This window comes from Streptomyces sp. NPDC052101 (assembly GCF_040680235.1).
GTDB lineage: Bacteria > Actinomycetota > Actinomycetes > Streptomycetales > Streptomycetaceae > Streptomyces.
In genome coordinates, this window is record NZ_JBFAWH010000006.1 from 255,438 (window position 1) to 273,669 (window position 18,232).

15 protein-coding genes and 1 pseudogene are annotated in these 18,232 nt (G+C 68.9%); 7 read left to right on the forward strand and 9 right to left on the reverse strand.

The window, feature by feature from the left end:
* Positions 1 to 22: 22 nt before the first annotated feature.
* On the reverse strand, positions 23 to 697 hold the full coding sequence (locus AB0L75_RS14540) for a CBS domain-containing protein (RefSeq protein WP_365180453.1): 675 nt from the start codon (positions 695 to 697) through the stop codon (positions 23 to 25).
* Positions 698 to 813: 116 nt separating this feature from the next.
* On the opposite strand from AB0L75_RS14540, the gene AB0L75_RS14545 reads away from it, so the two are divergent.
* Complete coding sequence (locus AB0L75_RS14545) at positions 814 to 1,734, forward strand: pyridoxamine 5'-phosphate oxidase family protein (protein ID WP_365180456.1); 921 nt, start codon at positions 814 to 816, stop codon at positions 1,732 to 1,734.
* 11 nt (positions 1,735 to 1,745) lie between these two features.
* Here the strand turns inward: AB0L75_RS14545 and AB0L75_RS14550 are convergent, their stop codons facing one another.
* The gene (locus AB0L75_RS14550) at positions 1,746 to 2,396 is read right to left on the reverse strand and encodes a CBS domain-containing protein (RefSeq protein ID WP_365180459.1); all 651 of its coding nucleotides are present in this window, start codon (positions 2,394 to 2,396) and stop codon (positions 1,746 to 1,748) included.
* 186 nt (positions 2,397 to 2,582) lie between these two features.
* Here AB0L75_RS14550 and AB0L75_RS14555 point away from each other — a divergent pair, with 186 nt between their 5' ends.
* The 4 genes from AB0L75_RS14555 (at position 2,583) to AB0L75_RS14570 (ending at position 6,510) form a co-directional block, all read left to right on the forward strand.
* The gene (locus AB0L75_RS14555; protein WP_365180463.1) at positions 2,583 to 3,458 is read left to right on the forward strand and encodes a universal stress protein; all 876 of its coding nucleotides are present in this window, start codon (positions 2,583 to 2,585) and stop codon (positions 3,456 to 3,458) included.
* A 71-nt stretch (positions 3,459 to 3,529) separates the two neighbouring features.
* Positions 3,530 to 5,941 (forward strand): glycosyl hydrolase family 65 protein, encoded by a 2,412-nt coding sequence (locus AB0L75_RS14560; RefSeq protein WP_365180465.1) that lies wholly within the window; start codon positions 3,530 to 3,532, stop codon positions 5,939 to 5,941.
* Positions 5,938 to 6,249, forward strand: coding sequence for a hypothetical protein (locus AB0L75_RS14565; RefSeq protein ID WP_365180468.1), 312 nt, complete (start codon positions 5,938 to 5,940; stop codon positions 6,247 to 6,249). Before AB0L75_RS14560 ends, AB0L75_RS14565 begins: the two co-directional genes overlap by 4 nt.
* 30 nt (positions 6,250 to 6,279) lie before the next feature.
* Complete coding sequence (locus AB0L75_RS14570; protein WP_365180470.1) at positions 6,280 to 6,510, forward strand: hypothetical protein; 231 nt, start codon at positions 6,280 to 6,282, stop codon at positions 6,508 to 6,510.
* 159 nt (positions 6,511 to 6,669) lie between these two features.
* Here the strand turns inward: AB0L75_RS14570 and AB0L75_RS14575 are convergent.
* From AB0L75_RS14575 to AB0L75_RS14585, 3 genes and pseudogenes are all read right to left on the reverse strand, one after another.
* Positions 6,670 to 7,170, reverse strand: a pseudogene (locus AB0L75_RS14575) (transposase family protein); the annotation flags it as partial.
* Positions 7,171 to 7,238: 68 nt separating this feature from the next.
* Entirely contained in the window at positions 7,239 to 7,634 is a 396-nt protein-coding gene (locus AB0L75_RS14580; protein ID WP_365180473.1) for a VOC family protein, read from the reverse strand.
* 83 nt (positions 7,635 to 7,717) lie between these two features.
* Positions 7,718 to 8,431 carry an alpha/beta hydrolase gene (locus AB0L75_RS14585; RefSeq protein WP_365180476.1) on the reverse strand — a complete coding sequence of 238 codons (714 nt, stop codon included), beginning with the start codon at positions 8,429 to 8,431 and terminating at the stop codon, positions 7,718 to 7,720.
* Here AB0L75_RS14585 and AB0L75_RS14590 point away from each other — a divergent pair.
* Positions 8,430 to 8,891: a hypothetical protein gene (locus AB0L75_RS14590; RefSeq protein ID WP_365180479.1), complete on the forward strand. Its 462-nt coding sequence runs from the start codon at positions 8,430 to 8,432 to the stop codon at positions 8,889 to 8,891. The genes AB0L75_RS14585 and AB0L75_RS14590 overlap by 2 nt on opposite strands.
* Before the next feature lie 614 nt (positions 8,892 to 9,505).
* Positions 9,506 to 9,940, forward strand: coding sequence for an SMI1/KNR4 family protein (locus AB0L75_RS14595; RefSeq protein WP_365180481.1), 435 nt, complete (start codon positions 9,506 to 9,508; stop codon positions 9,938 to 9,940).
* Positions 9,941 to 10,909: 969 nt separating this feature from the next.
* On the opposite strand, the gene AB0L75_RS14600 is transcribed toward AB0L75_RS14595, so the two are convergent.
* The 4 genes from AB0L75_RS14600 to AB0L75_RS14615 all read right to left on the reverse strand — a co-directional run bounded on the left by AB0L75_RS14600 (position 10,910) and on the right by AB0L75_RS14615 (position 18,178).
* Positions 10,910 to 11,314 (reverse strand): DUF1003 domain-containing protein, encoded by a 405-nt coding sequence (locus tag AB0L75_RS14600; RefSeq protein ID WP_365180484.1) that lies wholly within the window; start codon positions 11,312 to 11,314, stop codon positions 10,910 to 10,912.
* 36 nt (positions 11,315 to 11,350) lie between these two features.
* Entirely contained in the window at positions 11,351 to 13,735 is a 2,385-nt protein-coding gene (locus AB0L75_RS14605; protein ID WP_365180486.1) for a phosphoketolase family protein, read from the reverse strand.
* 491 nt (positions 13,736 to 14,226) lie between these two features.
* Entirely contained in the window at positions 14,227 to 15,240 is a 1,014-nt protein-coding gene (locus AB0L75_RS14610) for a 2-hydroxyacid dehydrogenase (protein WP_365180489.1), read from the reverse strand.
* Between the two features lie 1,522 nt (positions 15,241 to 16,762).
* Complete coding sequence (locus AB0L75_RS14615) at positions 16,763 to 18,178, reverse strand: amino acid permease (RefSeq protein ID WP_365180492.1); 1,416 nt, start codon at positions 18,176 to 18,178, stop codon at positions 16,763 to 16,765.
* Between the last annotated feature and the right edge of the window lie 54 nt (positions 18,179 to 18,232).

Here is an 18,232-nt window from a genome sequence, read left to right on the forward strand (position 1 = left end):
CAGGCCGATGCAGAACTTGAGCTCACGTCCCGGTGGGTGAGTCGGGGGTGTCGTCCGTCCGGTGGGCGAGGTTCCCGGAGACCGCGACCACGCCGTCAACACCACGGCACAACTGCTCGACGACGGAAATCATGCTTCGGTTCTCCACGGTGCCGGTGAGGGTGACCCGCCCGTCGCGCACCTCCACGGTCACGTCCCGCGGATCGAGGCCCAGTGTGCGCCGCAGCAGGTCACCGGCGATCTCCTCCCGGATGGCCTCGTCACGGCGCAGGAAGATCCGCAGCAGATCACCACGGCTGACGATGCCCAGCAGCCGATCCGCCTCGTCCACCACGGGCAGCCGCTTGACGTGCTGGCTCTCCATGAGACGGGCGGCCTCGACCGCGCTCCAGTCAGGACGCGCACACACCGCGGGCGCCGACATCAGTTCCTCGGCCCGGGAACCCTCGGCCTTGGCCCGCTCCCACGCCTCCAGGTGCGGAAGGGGAGTCCGGCCCGTCGGATCGGCCTGGTCGGCGCACTTGCGCAGCAGGTCGGCCTCGGACACCACGCCCATCGGGCGGTCCAGATCGTCCACCACGGGCACGGCGGTGACGTCGTTCTCCTCCAACAGCCTGACGAGCTCCTTGAACGGCGTATCGCGCCGTGCCCGGACGACGTCCCGGGTCATGAGCTCCTCGACCGTTCGGTGGTGCATGGTGCCTCCCGGATCCGGGCCTCCTGCCACGCGGACACAGGGCTCTCGCCCCGTGCGGCGGTGTGTCCCGCGTGGCAGGTTGGATACAGCACCATTCTGAGGAGAGGGCGGCGACCATGCGAGCTCACCTCGGCGACCAGCTCGTCATAGAAAGCCCCACGACCGGCGCCGCCAGGCGCGACGGCGAGATCGTCGGACTCCACCACCAGGACGGCACACCTCCCTACGACGTGCGCTGGTCGGACACGGACGAAATCACGCTCGTCTTCCCCGGGCCCGACGCCCACATCCGCCATCTGGAGCAGGGACAGGCCACGTCCACACCCAAGGCACCGCCGGGCACGAGTGAGGCGGAGACCATGACCACGGCCGCCCACCCGACCGGGCCGGCCGATGCCGGCGACATCGGCCGGCGCGTGGGCGTCGAACGCCGCCGAAGAGGGCTCAGCCGGGAGGAGACGGCCCGCCGCGCCCGGATGTCGCCCGACTACCTGGCCTACCTGGAGGAACGGCCCGCCGACCCGACGCTGGCGACACTCATCAGGCTGGCCGACGCGTTGGGCACCACGGTCGCCGCGCTGCGTGGCGGGGGTATCGATCTCCCACCCGGCCAGGGCCACGCACTGCTGCACCCCCGGCTGCGGGACCTCAGTCCGGAGGAATGCCGCACCCTTCTCTCCACACATGGCGTGGGGCGCATCGCGGTGTCGGACTCCGACGGCCGCCCGGCGGTCGTCCCGGTCAACTACGAGGTCGTCGACGACACCATCGCTTTCCGGACCGTACCCGACTCCGTGCCCGCGGCCGCCGCGGAGAGGGAAGTCGCTTTCGAGGTCGACCACGTGGACGAGGCGCTGAGCCAGGGCTGGAGCGTGCTCGCCGTGGGCCCTGCGAGCGTGGTGACGGATCCCGAGGCCGTGCGCAGGCTCACCCAGCAGGCCCACACCACGCCCTGGGCGGGCGGCGAGCGCGAGATGTGGGTGTCGATCCGGCCCACGACCCTCACAGGCCGCCGGATCACCCCGGCGGATCAGTAGACGGCCACGTTTCACCCGACGCCAATGAGCCGGGTCTCGACGCCGACCACGCCCTCCAGACCGCGGACGAGACGCTCGGCGACCCAGATGAGCGAGGTGTCGTGGACAGGTCCCCGCAGCGTGACGATCCCGTCCCGCACCGACACATGGATGGCATGAGCGTGCATCGGAAACAGGTAGGACACCACCGTACGGCGGACCTCCTCCTCGATGTCCCCGTCCGGCCGCAGAAAGACCTTCAGCAGATCGCCACGGCTGACGACGCCCAGCAACCGGTCCTCGTCGCCGACCACGGGCAGCCGCTTGACGTGGTTCACGGCCATGAGACGAGCCGCCTGAGCCAGCGTGACGTCCGGGCGGACCGTGACGGCGGGTGTGCTCATCAGCTCCTCGGCCGTCATTCCTCCCGCCTTGGCCAGATCGGACCGGTACCGGATCCGCTCGAAACGGGTGAGCCGACGGCCCCGGAACTCCTCCTTGGGCAACAGGTCGGCCTCGGACACCACACCGACGACCCGCCCTATAGCATCCACGACCGGCACACCACTCACATGGCGCTCCCCCAGGACCCGGACGATCTCCTTGACCTGGGTGTCGCGCCCGACAGCCACCGCGGGCGCGGTCATCACATCGCTCACGATGTGCGCAGCGGCGACAGGCATGTCCTCGGTCCTCGCAAGGCGCGCCGGAAGAGCCGGCTCGGCCATCGCCTCCAGCATCACCACAACCCGGCCGCCGGCAAACCGGCCCCACCCGATCCGGTCCCGGTGGCGTGTAGCGGCGCTGCGCGGGCGGTGCGACGGTAGTCACAGGGGCTCTCGGCAGACGGGGCGAAGGCGGTGACGACGATGGACCTCCCACTGTTCGTGGGCGTCGACGGATCAGACTCCAGTCTCGCGGCGGTCGACTGGGCGGTGGACGAGGCAGCACGGCACGGGCTTCCCCTGCACCTTGTCCATGCCTCCCTATGGGAGACCTACGAGAGAGCCCAGCCGTCCTTCCACACCGACCGCTCTGCCGGTGAGGTCATGGCCGAGCACATCGTCGCTTCCTGCACGGAACGGGCCCGGCTGCGCAATCCCGAGGTGAAGGTCTCCGGCAGGGCGCTAGCCGAGGATGCCGTGTCCGCGTTGCTGCGCGTTGCACCTGATGCGTTCGCTCTGGTCACGGGCTCACGTGGGCGTGGCGAGGTCGCCGGCATGCTGCTGGGTTCCGTCAGCCTCACGGTGGCGGCTCGCGCCGTCTGCCCGGTGATCGTGATCCGTGGCGCGGAACCCAACCGCCGGGGAAGCTTCGGCCGGGTCGTGGTGGGGATCGGGGACCCCACCGGGGGCACGGCCGCCGTACGGTTCGCCGTGCGCGAGGCCGAGGTGCGCGGCTGCATCCTGACGGCCGTACGGGCCTGGCGCAACCCACTGCAAGAGCCTGTGGACCACATGCTGATCGCGGACGACGCGGCACGCCTGCGTGAGCAGCGGGCCTCGACCGCCCTCGAGGACGCCCTGCGCGAGACGGTACGGGAGCATCCCCGGGTCGATGTCCGGCGCCAGCCGGTCGAAGGCCCCGCACACCGCGTCCTGCTGGAGGCATCGGCTGACGCCGACCTGGTTGTCGTCGGCGCTCAGCGCCGGCACGGCCGCTTCGGTCTGCAACTCGGCAGGGTCGCCCACACCCTGCTGCACCACGCGCCATGCCCCGTCGCCGTCGTCCCTCAGTCGGCCTGAGGCTCCCGCACATACGTGGGCCTCCATCGTCCTGTGGAGGACGTCCTGAGGACGAGAGGGAAGCGTGGCGGATGTCGGAGTGGACATGGGAGTGGACTGGCTACGACCCCGCTGCCGAGCGGTTGCGTGAAGCGCTCTGCACCCTCGGCAACGGCTACTTCGCGACGCGGGGCGCGCTGCCCGAACGTCGGGCGGGCCTGGTGCACTACCCCGGCACCTACGCCGCCGGGTGCTACAACCGCCTGGAGTCGACCGTGGCCGGGCGGCAGGTGGTGAACGAAGACCTGGTCAACCTCCCGAACTGGCTGCTTCTGCGGTTCCGGCTGAACCGCGCCGCCGGAGCACGGGGCCCGTGGTTCTCCCCCGGCACACACACCCTCCTGGAGCACCGGCACACCCTGGATCTGCGCCGTGGCACGCTCACCCGGTCCTTCCGCCACCGCGGCGAAGATGCGGGCCTCCTCGGCGTCGAGCAGACCCGGCTGGTGCACATGGGGGATCCGCACCTGGCCGCACTGCGGACGGTCTTCACGACCGAAGGCTGGTCGGGGGAGATCGAGATCGAAAGCTCCCTGGACGGCGAGGTGATCAACGGCAATGTGCACCGCTACCGCGCCCTCGACCGCCATCACGTGGCTCATGTGCGGACCGGCGCACACGAGCCCCACACGGTCTGGCTGAGCTGCCGGACCAGCACCTCGGGCATCGCCGTGGCCATGGCCGCCCGGACGACGGTCGTAGCCGACCGTGCTCCGACCTCGTCGGAGCTTACTGCGACCCGCCACCGGGCCGTTCACCGCCTGGTCGTCCCGATCGCTCCGGGCCGGCCCGTCACCGTGGACAAGACCGTGGCGCTGCACACTTCCCGCGACACGGCGATCAGCGACCCGCTCGGCGAAGCGGTCGACAGGGTGACTGCGGCGGAGGAGTTCCCCGCGTTGCTGGACTCCCATGCCGCCGCGTGGGAGCGGTTGTGGCGACGCACGGACATGCACGTGCCCGGCGAGGCCGGTCGCATCCTGCGCTTCCACCTCTTCCACGTCCTGCAGACGCTGTCGCCGCACACCGCGGACCTGGACGTGGGGGTTCCCGCGCGGGGGCTGCACGGCGAGGCGTACCGGGGCCATGTCTTCTGGGACGAACTCTTCGTCCTGCCCTATCTCAACCTGCACTTCCCGGAGGTTTCCCGGTCACTGCTCGACTACCGCTACCGACGCCTGCCGCGGGCTTGCAGAGCGGCGGCCGCAGCCGGGCGGGCCGGGGCGATGTATCCATGGCAGAGCGGAAGCGACGGCCGCGAGGAGACCCAGGAGTGGCATCTCAACCCCGCCTCGGGCCGCTGGCTGCCGGACCGCTCCCGGCTCCAGCATCATGTGGGCTCGGCCATCGCCTACAACATCTGGCAGTACTGCGAAGCCACTGGTGACACGGAGTACCTGCACACCAGAGGCGCGGAGATGCTACTCCAAATCGCCCGCTTCTGGGCGGACTTCGCGGCCTTCGACCCGGGCACGGGCCGCTACCGCATCCGCGGTGTCGTGGGCCCCGACGAGTACCACGACAGCTATCCGGGCGCCGATCGGCCCGGCTTGGACGACAACGCGTACACCAACGTCACCGCCGCCTGGGTCCTCACCCTCACTCTGGAACTGCTGCGGCGCCTTCCCACATGGCGCCGCGAAGAGCTGTTCCACCGGGTCCGACTGCACACCGATGAGCTGCCGCGATGGGAGGAGGTCTCCCGTCGCCTGAGTGTGCCGTTCCACCGTGGCATCATCAGCCAGTTCGAGGGCTACGACGACCTCGCCGAACTCGACTGGGACGCCTATCGAAAGCGCTACCGCACCATCCGCCGACTCGACCGGATCCTGGAGGCCGAGGACGACACGGTCAACCGCTACAAGGCGTGCAAGCAGGCCGACGTCCTCATGCTGGGTTACCTGTTCTCGCCCGCCGAACTGCAGGCTCTGTTCCGGCGTCTCGGGTACGACCTGGACGACGACGTCTGGCGCAGCACCGTCGACTACTACCTGCGGCGCACCAGCCACGGCTCCACCCTCAGCGAACTCGTCCACGGCCTGGTCCTCGCCAAAGCGCGACGGGCGGAGGCATGGCAGTACGTCCACGAGGCCTTGGAGGCGGACATCGCAGACATCCAGGGCGGCACGACCGGCGAGGGCATCCACCTCGGAGCCATGGCCGGCACCCTCGACCTGGTCCAGCGCGGTCTGACGGGACTGGCGACACGTGAGGACGCCCTATGGCTGGACCCGGTGCCGCTTCCCGCGCTTTCCGAGTACGGCTTCGCGTTGCGCTATCGCGGTCACTGGGGGGTCGGCGTGCGGCGCAGGAGCGGCCGGCTGGAGATCAGCGTGCCCGACTCGGAGGAGTCCCCGATCCGTGTGGTGCTGGCCGATCGTGCGGTGACCATCCGCCCCGGGGAGACCTGCTCACTCGCCGTGCCGAACAGTTCATCCCTGTGAGCACCCAGGCACCCGTGTCCCTGAACGCCCTGCGGCGGCAGCGGTACCACCGGAGCTTCGGCACCCTGCAGGCGATGTGGAAGCACCACGATGCACTGGTCCAGAGCGGCGCCGCCGGCAAACTGGGCCGCCGCGGCCTGGTGTATCTCCTCCTCTTCCAGGTACTGCTGCCCCTGCTCGCGCCGGTCACAGACATCTTCGCCCTGTACGGCCGGGTGTTCCTGGACCCGGTCCGGATCACCGCCCTGTGGCTGGCCTTCCTTCTTCTGCAACTGCTGATGTGCCTGTACGCGTTCCGCTTGGACTGAGAACGCCCGGGCCCGCTGTGGAGCCTGCCGTTGCAGCAGTTCGTCCACCGCCAGCTGATGTACCTGGTGGTCATCCAGTCCGTCTTCACGGCCGTGTCGGGCTCACGATTGCGGTGGCAGCGCATGGAGCGCTATGGCAGCCTTCAGGCACCGGCGAGGCTGAAGCCCTCCGGGGACGACCGCACCGCGGCCCTCCCACAGCCGCAACCCTACGGGGTCCCTCTCCAGCCGGTGCCGAACGACACCACCCAGTGGTACTGAAAGGAGGGTGCCGGATCCGAGACATGTGTGGAGGCGGACGGACCTCGGCCGCGCTGACGTTGCGGCGGGTCGCCTGGCGGGCGAAGCAGTCGGAGACCAGGCTGGCTATCGCGAGGTGGGTATCGGCGTAGGTCTCACGGCGGCCGATGAACCGCCGTAGGTGTTCCGCTTTTTCTTGCCGGACACGAATGCCCTGCGGCCGGGCCGCGCGCGGGCGGCGGACCTGCGCCTCGGTGGCGTCGATCCGCAGTTCCACACCCTCCGCATCAGCGTAGGCAAACAGGTCCTCCAGCGTGCGCAGCCGCACCCCAGGCCGATCGGGCACCGCAAAGCCGCGGGCCGCGAGCAGTGGGCGGACCTCCCGGATCGCTCCGGACACGGGGAGCGGTCCACTCCGTACAACTCGGCCAGCGCGCCCAGCGGCAGCCCCAACCGCAGGTGCACCAACGTGATCAGGAGCCGATCGGCGAACCCCAGCCGCCGTTTGGGCACAGCACCAGCACCAGCCAGCGCTCCCCGCCGCGCCGCTCGCAGAGTGCCGACTCACGGGCCGCTGCCCACTTCGGGGCGAGTTCTTCGAGCAACGGCCCCGAAGTGTGCACGAGAGACCCCGGACGCGGCAGGGTGGCAGCAGGCCGTACGGGCCCAGGTCAGCTTCACAACTCACCCAATCCGTACAGCCCCTCACATGTAACGGCCCGACCGTTCCCCTCGCCGCACCCCTGTTGTTACCCGCGTGCGCCCAGCACATCGAGGTAGTGCCGGTTGTACATCACGCCCAGGATGTTCCCGAAGGGATCGGTCACAGAGGCGGTGACGAACCCTGCTCCGCGCTCCGTGAGTGGTTCGTGCTCCTTCGCCCCCAGGGACAGCAACCTTGCGAGAGCCGCGCTCACATCGTCGACATGCCAATACACGACAGCACCGCCCGGCCCGGTCCCCGCCCCTGCGGGCGCGTAGCGACTGTCGATCAGCCCCAGCTCGTGCTGGTAGTCGCCGAGACGAAACTCGGCGTACCCCGGTCGCTGGAAGTACGGCTCCACGCCCAGTAGTTCCGTGTACCAGCTCTGTGCCGCCGCCAGATCAGCGGCCCAGAAGCTGACGGTGGCAAGCCCTCGCAGCATGAGTGTCCCCTTCCTTCCCGCCGTGGATACCGCATCCCGGCCGACGCCGCGACAGTAGGGGTCACTGAGGTCAGATTCTGTCCTCATTGCGCGGTGAGTCTCGGCGAGTTGGTGGCGGTCCGCACGACCGCCCGCTGATCGTCATCAGCCGAAACCCCGAGCCAAGACGGCCCCACCATCAATTGCCCCACGGTCGCTGGAGGGGAGCTATCTGGCCGCCATTGGTGACGGCCGGTGTTCGTGGGTAGGGGAGGCGGCCGCATGCTCACACCGTACGGAGGAAGCCCTCGATCGAGGGTCTCATTGAAGGCGTCCGGGCGTTCCATGTTGGGGAAATGGGCGGTCCCGTCGATCGAGATGGCCCGCCCGTCGGTGACGGTACGGGTGAGGCGTTCGGCCATGCCAATGTGGTCGGGTGAGTCGATGGCGCCGTTGATGGCCAGAACAGGAACGTCGATTTTGACGGCACGGTTCCAGGTGTCACGGACCAGGGTGAGGAAGTTGGGTTCGTCGGCGGTGTGCTTGGAGAGGGTGCCTCGCGTCATCTCGCACAGGTGCCTGACGACTTTGGGGTTGAGATCGCCAAGGGTGCGGTGCGGCCCTGCGGCGAAGAGTGTGAACGCTTCGACCGAGGCGTCCAGGTCGCCTGCGGCCATCGCTGATTGCCACGCGGCCCAAGTCTTGGTGGTCCAGGGGTCGGTGAAGTACGGCTCGCTGGTCCCGGCGCCGCTGACGACCACGGCGCGGACCAGTTCCGGGTGCTCCAGCGCGGTGTCGACCGCAATGCTGGCCCCCATGGATGCGCCCACCAGGATCGCGGTCCGGCTGTTCGGCCAGAGTGGGCACATCGGCTGCGGTGGCCATCGGGATGAGGACACGGTGGGCCATCTGGGCGCCGGTCGCCGCGTCGCAGAGCATGCGGTCGACGCTGATGGCATCCTGGTCGAGCTGGTCCAGCAAAAGGGCTGGCGGTCCATCCAGCGCGGTCCTGCTGACGGCAGGGGCCTCGGCCTCCTTCGCCACCGGAAGACGCCAACTGCCTTTCGCAGTGCGCTGGATGGGCCGGTCAACACGAGTGGCGGGCAGGCTCCGCCGGTGGCAAGCACCCTGCTGCCCTTGCCCTGCAAGGACTCCGCCAGTCCCATGCCGCACAGCTCGGCGACTGCGGCACGTGCGGTTGACTTCCCTATGCCGTACATCGTCACCATCTCCGCTTCGGACGGAGGAGATCGCCTGGCCTGTAGCGGCACTTCTTGATGCCGGCCGCGGGTGAGCAGCGCGATCCGCTGCCACATCTCGCGACATCGCCGCGATCCCACCGCTTTTCGGGGGCATCACGGCAAGTTCTCAGTCGCTGCTCGCGAGGCTCGTATGGACCGTCATCACGGTGGTCGCCACCGTGGTCTACGTGGCGCTGTTCGCCATCGCCGCCGCCGGCTGGCGCGAGAAGACCGGTGTGGTGCTGCGCTTGGACGTGTTGCCCAAGCGGGCCACGCTGCCGCTGATGATCGGGCTGCCGGTGCTGCTGGTCGGTGGGAGCGCTCATGGAGATTGCCCCGCGTGGCAGCCAGTAGGGCCGCGAAGTGCTGGCGGTCTGTCATGCCCCTTGGCACTAACATGGAAGGCAGAAGGCCTCAGCAGGGGATTCCAGCGCGGCGGCTTCCTGTTGGACGTAGTCTGCGACTGTCTCCGGGCTGGCCCACTGAGTCGCGGTAGCAGGGATGGCTCCGCAGCGGCTTCCGTGGCGCGCGTGGTGGTCGCGGAGCCTGATGGCGGCCTGGTGTGCTTCTTCCGGACTACACCGCAGCTCGACTCTGCCAGTGATTCCTGGGGGGGGCGGTTCCGCTCGGGCGCCGACTACGCTTCCGCCTATGTGGAGAGAAGCAGTCAGTCAGGTCTTCGGTGAGACCAAGTTTCAAGACCCGGTCCAAGAGGCTGAGCTGGCTGCAGCGGAAGAGCTGCTGGGTGGACGGCTACCCACGGAGCTGAGGAAGTTGCTGTTGGAGACCAACGGCGTGATCGGCCACAGCGGCGTAGACACCGTGTGGTCCATTGGCCGGATCATCGAGCAGAACCTCTTCGTCCGGACCGACGCGTCCTTCGCCGGGCTGTACATGCCCTTTGACCCCCTGCTGTTCTTCGGGGACAACGGTGGCGGTGACCAGTTCGCCTTCGTGCAGTCGCCAGAGCGCCCGGACATCTTCGTCTGGGAGCACGAGACCGACAGCCGCAGGTGGGTGGCTGGACACCTAAGGGACTACTTGGAACGATCGCTTCGCGAGGGTGGAGACGAGTGGTATCAGTAGTCGGCCAAGCAACGCGATCAAGGTAATGGCCGGGTGGAGGGGTCGGGTTCGCGCCCGATGGCGATGAGGGTCACAGATGAGCGATCATCTCGCCCATGACTTTGTCGACCTCGACCGAGCCCGATGGCACTGAGGACTTTCGGATCAAGGTCTGGTTCCGGTTCGTGCCGCGTGAGGGCTGGCTTCCTCGGGACACGGAGGGACTGTGGGCTGTCTTGCTCAGCGAGGACACCGTGCGGGTGCAGAACGTGACGCTGTTGCGTGCGGCCTCGGCACTGACTAGTGCTGGCCATCAGCAACAATTCACACCACACATTGCGCGTCTTCGATGTCGGGCAGGGGAATTGCGGCAAGCTGGTCCAGAAAATGAAGCTCCCCTTCCGGGCACGCCGTGCTCTGGGACAAACCCACAGGCTCCCTGTGGGCACTGGGAACCAACGTGTGGCCCGGAAGTCCCCAGCCAGGCCGCGACGTCTACGGAGAGCTCCATCAGTACCCCGTGGTCTTCGGGCGCATCAGCGGCTCGTTGTCGTAGTGCGTCCGCACCATCCGTGCAAGTTCCGCCTCGGTCAAGGACCCGGCACCGCCAAGACGCCGAATGCCTCCCGGCAGTACCCCCATCCCAACCACTCCCGTCCTGTGGAGGTAGCACCACACCCCGCACTGCCCATCGGTGTTCGCACATAGGCCACGTTTTGGCCCGTTTCATCCAGTCAGCGGCAAGCCACAGTCGCGGTACATCGTTGACTAGCCGAGCTGGTCCTCCACGCCCCTCCACGATCAGGCGCGTCGCGACAGCAGGCTACGCGCCCAGATGGTGGCGGCCACCGAACGGTCCACCGAATCGCTCGGCTTCGCCCTGGCGCTGTCTACGTCAGCGTTGAGGCCACCAAGGCCCGCCTGAAGCTGTGTGTGGCCGACGGCCGAGGGATCGATCCTGCGGTCACCCGTCGCAGCGGCCTGATGCCGCTACTCCTCGCTGTCCCCGTCGACGAAACGCCTGTGGAGTTCCTTGGTCATCGCGTGGATCGCCCGAGTCAGCTCGGTATTGGTCTTGAGCTCCAACTCCTGCTCGACGAAGTCATGGTCGGCCTTGATCTGCTGGAAGGCCACCTGCCGGTTCTGACCGATCATGACGAACGTCGACAGGAAGATCGCTTCCAGCGACACCACCAGGGTCAGCGTCGGCCAGGGACTCGACTCGAAGAACACCATCCAGACGGCGAAGACGATCGCATGGATATATACGAACGGCATCGATCCGGCGAATCTGGTGATCGCGTCGGCGACACGCAGCTGAACGTCTTCGGTACGCCTGCGGTGGTGGACGATCACCGCAGGGTGGTGCCGGGCCTCGGTCGCGGACTGGCTCATCTCGGCACACCTCTCACGTGGCGATCACTCCGTTCCTCAGCCGTCCCACGTCCAGTCCGCCACCTCGGGCAGGTCCACGCCGTGTTCGCGGATCCAGGCGTGGTGGCGCTGTCGTACGTCTTCCATGTTCTGGCGTACGGCCGCCGCGCGGACCGCGAGGCCGGGGACACGGTCAATGACGTCCATGACCAGGCGGTAGCGGTCAAGGTCGTTGCGGACGACCATGTCGAAGGGGGTGGTCGTGGTGCCGATCTCCTTGTAGCCGCGTACGTGCAGGTGGTGGTGACCTGTACGCCGGTAGGCCAGGCGGTGGATCAGCCACGGGTACCCGTGGTAGGCGAAGATCACCGGCTTGTCGACGGTGAAGAGTCCGTCGTACTCGAAGTCACTCATCCCGTGCGGGTGTTCCTCGCTCGGCAACAACCGGGCGATGTCCACGACATTCACGACGCGCACAGCCAGCTCCGGCAGGTGCCGGCGCAGCAACTGGGCCGTGGCCAGTACCTCCTGGGTCGGTACGTCCCCCGCGCAGGCGAGGACGACGTCGGGCTCCCGCGAGCCGTCCTCGGTGCCGGCCCACTCCCAGATGCCGGCGCCGCGCGCACAGTGCACCTTCGCCTCGTCCATCGACAGCCAGTCGAAGCAGGGCTGCTTGCCTGCCACGATCACGTTGACGTAGTCGCGGCTGCGCAGCGCATGGTCGGCCACGGAGAGCAGGGTGTTGGCGTCGGGCGGGAAGTAGACCCGGACGGCCTCGGGGCTCTTGTTGAGGATGTGGTCGACGAAACCGGGGTCCTGGTGGGAGAAGCCGTTGTGGTCCTGCCGCCACACATGCGAGGTCAACAGGTAGTTGAGCGAGGCGATGGGGGCGCGCCAGGGCAGACGGCGCGTGGTGCGCAGCCACTTGATGTGCTGGTTCACCATGGAGTCGACGATGTGGACGAACGCCTCGTAGCAGGAGAAGAGACCGTGCCGCCCGGTGAGGAGGTAGCCCTCCAGCCAGCCCTGGCAGGTGTGTTCGGACAGGATCTCCATCACCCGGCCGTGCCGGTCCAGGTGTTCGTCGACCGAGAGGGTCTCGGCCTGCCATGCCTTGCCGCTGGCCGCGTAGACCGCCTGGAGCCGGTTGGAGGCGGTCTCGTCGGGGCCGACCATGCGGAAGTCGCGGCGGTCGGCGGTGGCGGCCATGACGTCCTGGAGCACGTCGCCGAGGACACGGGTGGGTTCGTGCAGGGTGGCGCCGGGCTTGTCTACGGCGACGGCGTATCGCTCCAGCGGCGGCAGGGGCAGTTCACGCAGCAGCAGGCCGCCGTTGGCGTGCGGTGTCGCGCCCAGCCGACGGGCCCCTTCAGGAATGCAGGCCAGCACCTCGTCGCGCGGCGCGCCGTGCTCGTCGAACAGCTCCTCGGGACGGTACGAGCGAAGCCACTGCTCCAGCTGTCGCAGGTGCTCGGGGTCGTCCCGCACGGCGGCCAGCGGCACTTGGTGGGAGCGCCAGGTGCCCTCCACCGGCAGGCCGTCGACCTCCGCCGGGCCGGTCCAGCCCTTCGGGGTGCGCAACACGATGACGGGCCAGCGCGGCCGGTCGGTGGCCCCTTCCTCGCGGGCGGCACGCTGGATCGCCGCGATACGGTCCATGGCGGTGTCCATGGCCTGCGCCATCGCGCGGTGTACGGCGGCGGGGTCGTCGCCGGTGACGTGGAGGGGGTCGTGGCCGTAGCCGCGCATCAGTGCGTCCAGCTCGGCCTCCGGGAGCCGGGACAGCACCGTCGGGTTGGCGATCTTGTACCCGTTGAGGTGCAGGATCGGCAGCACCGCCCCGTCGTCGACCGGGTCGAGGAATTTGTTCGAATGCCAGGACGCGGCCAGCGGCCCGGTCTCTGCCTCGCCGTCGCCGATCACGCAGGCGACCAGCAGGCCGGGGTTGTCCAGCGCGGCGCCATAGGCGTGGGAGAGGGAGTAGCCGAGCTCGCCGCCTTCGTGGATCGAGCCGGGGGTCTCGGGCGCGATGTGGCTCGGCACCCCGCCCGGGAAGGAGAACTGCTTGAAGAGCCGGGCCATGCCTGCCGCGTCCCGCGTGACGTCGGGGTACGTCTGCGCGTACGAGCCCTCCAGCCAGGAGTTGGCGAGCACCGCCGGTCCGCCGTGGCCGGGCCCCCAGATGCACAACGCGTCCAGGTCACGGGCCTGGATCACCCGGTTGAGATGGGTGTACACGAGGTTCAGGCCCGGAGAAGTGCCCCAGTGGCCCAGCAGACGCGGTTTGATGTGCTCCGGGCGCAGTGGCTCGGTCAGCAGGGGGTTGGCCATGAGGTAGATCTGGCCGACGGAGAGGTAGTTCGCGGCGCGCCAGTGGGCGTCCAGCGACCTCAGCTTGTCCTCGTCCAGCTGGGCGGGCGCCTGCCGCCTGTCGACGGACATCGGGATTCCTTTCCATGCCGGGGCAGCGGTCCGGTGGCAATACGTGCCGGTTCGCACGTCCCACCCTCCACCGCCCCGTCGGACCCCCGACAGGGCCGTTCGGGCCACACCCCTGCGAAAGAGCCCGAATTGCCGCTGCTCTGGTGGCGTTTGGCCCACGGCCGGCTCGTCCATGCGGATGACCGCCTCGGCCGGCAGAGCTCAGGGCGTACTTGCACCATCGGATAGGGACGGTCCCGCTTGGGCACCTCCACGTACGCTGCCAGGTGGGCGGGATCGACACGTACCGTGATCCGGCCGGTTGCCGTCAGCGGGCTGTCGGCGGTGACGCACATCTCCACAGGTCGGTCGGAGTCCTGACCGACCATGCCGTGGTACTCGGCGAACAGCAGTCCGGTCACCCTGGCCCCGGTCGCGGTCAGCAGCGGCCTCTCTTCACGCGGCCGCGAGAGCAGACATGCGCGGGATGACTCAGCGAAGGTTGGCGGGGATCACCTGGTCTCGGGGCACACGAGCGTGTTGTCGCCGGAGCGGCCGGAGAAGTAGTCCTCGATGTTGGACACGGTGGTCCGGGCGATCTGGCCGACGGCGTCCCTGGTGAAGTACGCCTGGTGGGACGTGACCAGGACGTTGCTGAAGGTCATCAGCCTGGCCAGGCGTTCGTCGGTCATCACCTCCAGCGACTTGTCCAGGAAGAACACACCGGCCTCCTCCTCGTACACGTCGAGGCCGACACCACTCAGCCGCCCCGCGCGCAGCGTCTCCAGCAACGCGTCGGTGTCCACCAGGCCACCGCGGCTGGAGTTGACCAGGATCGCGTCGTCCTTCATCAGAGCCAGGGCCTTGGCGTCGACCAAATGGTGGGTGTCCGGCAGCAGCGGGACGTGCAGGCTGACGAGGTCCGCCTCGGCGAGCAGTCGTTCCCGCGGAACGTACTCCATGCCGAGGGCGAGGCAGTCGGGGTTCTCGGTGATGTCCCAGCCCAGCAGCCGCATCCCGAACCCATGGGCGATCCGGGTGAAGACAGTCCCGATCTTTCCGGTGCCCACCACCCCGACCGTTCGGCCGCGCAGGTCGCGTCCCATCAGGCCGTCGAGCCGGAAGTCGAACTCCCGGGTGCGGTGCGCGGCCCGGACGATACGGCGGTTGACCGCAAGGGCCAGCGTCCAAGCGAACTCGGCGACCGAGTAGGGCGAGTAGTACGAGACTCGAGCCACCGTCAGCCCGAGTTCCCGGGCGGCGCCCAGGTCGATGTTGTTGTACCCGGTGGACCGCTGGGTGATCAGCCGGGTGCCGCCCTCGGCCAGCGGGCGCAGCACCTCGGCCTCCAGCGTGTCGTTGACGCTGCTGAGCACGACCTCGTGGCCGGCTGCGGTCGGGACGGTGTCCCGGTCCAGGAACATCCCCAGACAGCGCAGCTCATGGCGGCTGGCGAACGACGTGTCGAACGCCTTCCGCAGCAAGGGCTCCTCGTCCGCGAGGACGCCATACGCAACGATCTCCATCTGCTGTCCTCCTGCCGAGTCGGGCGATCTGCCCCCACCGTAGGTCGGGAGGGCCGATGGGACCCTGCGGCAGGCCCAACGCGCCCCAAGCCCCGAGCCCCGAGCCCCGAGCCCCGAGCCCCGAGCCCCGAGCCCCGAACAACCCCTCCCATTTCCTTGGGCCGAGGCGGCGCCGCGGAACCGGCCCGAACCCGCGCGGAGACCCGTTCCCGTCCGGCTGTCGGCAGCGATCCGGGACACCGCAGTCCGGGCCTAGGCCGACCGGCTGGTCAACCGCCGCCTGGTGCTGTCCGTACTGGACGGACCTGCCGAGTCGGACCCGGCGCAGGCCGCTGGAGCAGCCACTCCGCAGGCGCCAGGGGCAACGGAAGTCCTCGACGTGCTCGGCACGTACCTCGATGATGAGATCACCGGCGTGCCTGGAGGTCCGCAACCCTGATAGCACCGCTCGTCCATGCTCGTTGCGATCTTCTGGATGGGGCGGATGCCTTGCTTCGTCGCTGCTGGTCCTCTCGTCCGGGCCGGTTGGACGCAGCGCGCCACACCGCGTGCGCGGCGCAGGCGTCCTCCTGGTTTCCGTGGTCGCCGTCCTCAGCGGCTCCGCGGGAGGGTTCTGCACAGCTTGGGACGAGGCTGCGTAAGCTCATGTGCGAAGACGTCCGCTATCGCCTGCTGGCGGCCATGGTGAACGAGAGGCACCGCTCCCCTCCGTATGCGTCAGCCATCGGCGGTCGGCGCCGTGAGGCTGAGGAGCCGGTTGGCGTCGCCCCCACTCGTCGTCGTACCAGCCGAAGGCCTTGGTCAAGGTGCCATTGGTCAAGTTCAGGGCCGGGTCGAAGACACGGGAGGCAGGGTCGCTGATGGCATCCCACAAGCCGATCGGGGCCTTCGAGACGCGCAGGATGCCGTTCAGCGGGCCCTCGGCGGCCTCGGTGACCGTGGCGTTGACCTCGTCGTCGTGGTCGGAATGATGCTCAGGGCCAGCGAGCGGGCGGCCCGACGCAGACCTTGTGCGGGCCGTCGAGGAGCGTCTGGTCCGTTGGTGTGGCCGTGGACGGTGGTCAGCAGGCCGCAAGTCGATGCCGAAGGCTTCGTCGAGTACCTGGACCATCGGTGCCAGGCAATCGGTCGTGCAGGAGGCGGCGGAGATGATCCGCTCGCGGTCAGCTGGTCCAGACCGGGGACTCTGCCTCCCGTTCTTGCTGCTCGGAGGTGGGGCACGTCCCATGTGGTCGGCGAAGTCTCGATGAGCCTGCGCCGTACGGACGGGACGATCGACGACGGCTGGGCCTAGCCGATGGCAGGCGTCGGCGCAGTGTCCTGGTAGAAGGTCAGCTTCGCTGGCGAGCGGCGTCGATCAGTACGCGGACCGCCTTGGGTGGCACTGCGAGTCGGCGGTTGATCCAGACGGAGGTCTTGCCGTGTGCGACGAAATGCCAGGCCAGGTGGAGCCGATCCGGACTGGGTGCGTTCGGCTCCAGCAGCACCGGGCGGACCGCTTCCATCGGAAAGCCCTCCAGGGTCAGCCGGTTTCGGCTTCGGCGGCGGCGTCGCGGATGCCGCGGGGGCGTCCGGCCTTGACCCACATGCGGTACAGCAGCACGGCGATGGCCAGGGCGGCGACGAGCGAGGCGATCGGCTCGCCGCGGGAGAGGTTGACCAGCAGGACGAAGCCGACGGCAAGGGCGCCGATCAGGTTGACCGTCGCGTGGCCGAACTTTCCTTCGCGCAGGGAGAAGCGGGTCATGGCGACCAGTCCGGCAATGAAGGCCATGAACACGGAGACGGCGTAGAAGAGGACCAGGCGTTGGTCGTCTCCGCCGGCTGCGACGATCACCACGCCGGAGACGGCGAGGAAGAGAACGACGCCCCAGTAGGGGGTGTGGTGGCTGTTGGTGCGGCCCCACACCGCCGGGAGGATTCCCGCCTGGTGGCCGTCGGGGCGGTGGTGGCGTGCCAGTGCCTTGAGCAGTCCGGGGCCGGCGGCGAACGAGGAGGAGGCTGCGGACAGGAGCAGCAGTGCGGTCAGCAGCTGGAAGACGCCGTACAGGGCGCCGGGGGCGGCGTGGTCGGCGAGGTCGGCGATCTGAGTGCTGTCCGGACGGGGGATGCCGATCTTGAGGTGGACGGCCTCGGCGGTGAGGCCGAGGGTGATGCCGCCGACCAGGAGCAGTGTCAGCCACAGGGTGATGCGGCCGAAGCGGCGCCGCCCGGCGTCGTCGAGCTGTCCGAGCTGGGCGATCGCGGAGGAGGGGGCCTCGACGCCGGTGGCCAGGGCCATGGCGACGGGGAAGGCGACGGCGACCGCGAGCGGCGCCCAGTGCCCGGTGCTGTGGGTGATGGTCCCGGTGGGGTGGACCGGGGCGGTCAGTCCGCCGGTCAGGACGGCGGCGGTGACGGCGATGAACGCCAGCGTCATGAGGGCGAAGACGGCCCGGCCCAGGTGCCCGAACCAGGTCATCCCGGCCACCAGCGCGGTGAGTGCGAGCGCGAGGGGAATACGCCAGGGGGCCGCGGCGGGCAGGTAGGCGATGATCGCGGAGGCGCCGGCGGCGGAGCTGATCGCGATGGTCAGCACGAAGTCCACGATCAGCGCCCCGATCGGCACGAACGCCCATGCCTCGCCGAACGCCTCCCCGGCCGCCGCGGCGGCCCCGCCGCCTTGCGGGTAGCGGGCGACGAGCTGGTGGTAATTGACGATGACCAGTGCGATCAAGCCGACGACCAGGCCCATGGTGGGCAGCAGCAGGCCGAGGTCGCCGTGCAGGGCACGCAGCGCGGCCTCGATCGCGTAGGCGACCGAGGAGACGGGGTCTGCCATCACCGCGAACGCGAACGCGACCAGCAGCACCGGGCGGGCATGCAGCAGCGCACGCCACCCGGCCTGGTGGGCGGCGTCGGAGAGTCCGGCGGGGGCGGGCGGAGGCGTGATCTTCACAGCGGTCGGGCTTCCCGGTTGATGGAACGAAAGGGGACTGCAACGCCGACCAGA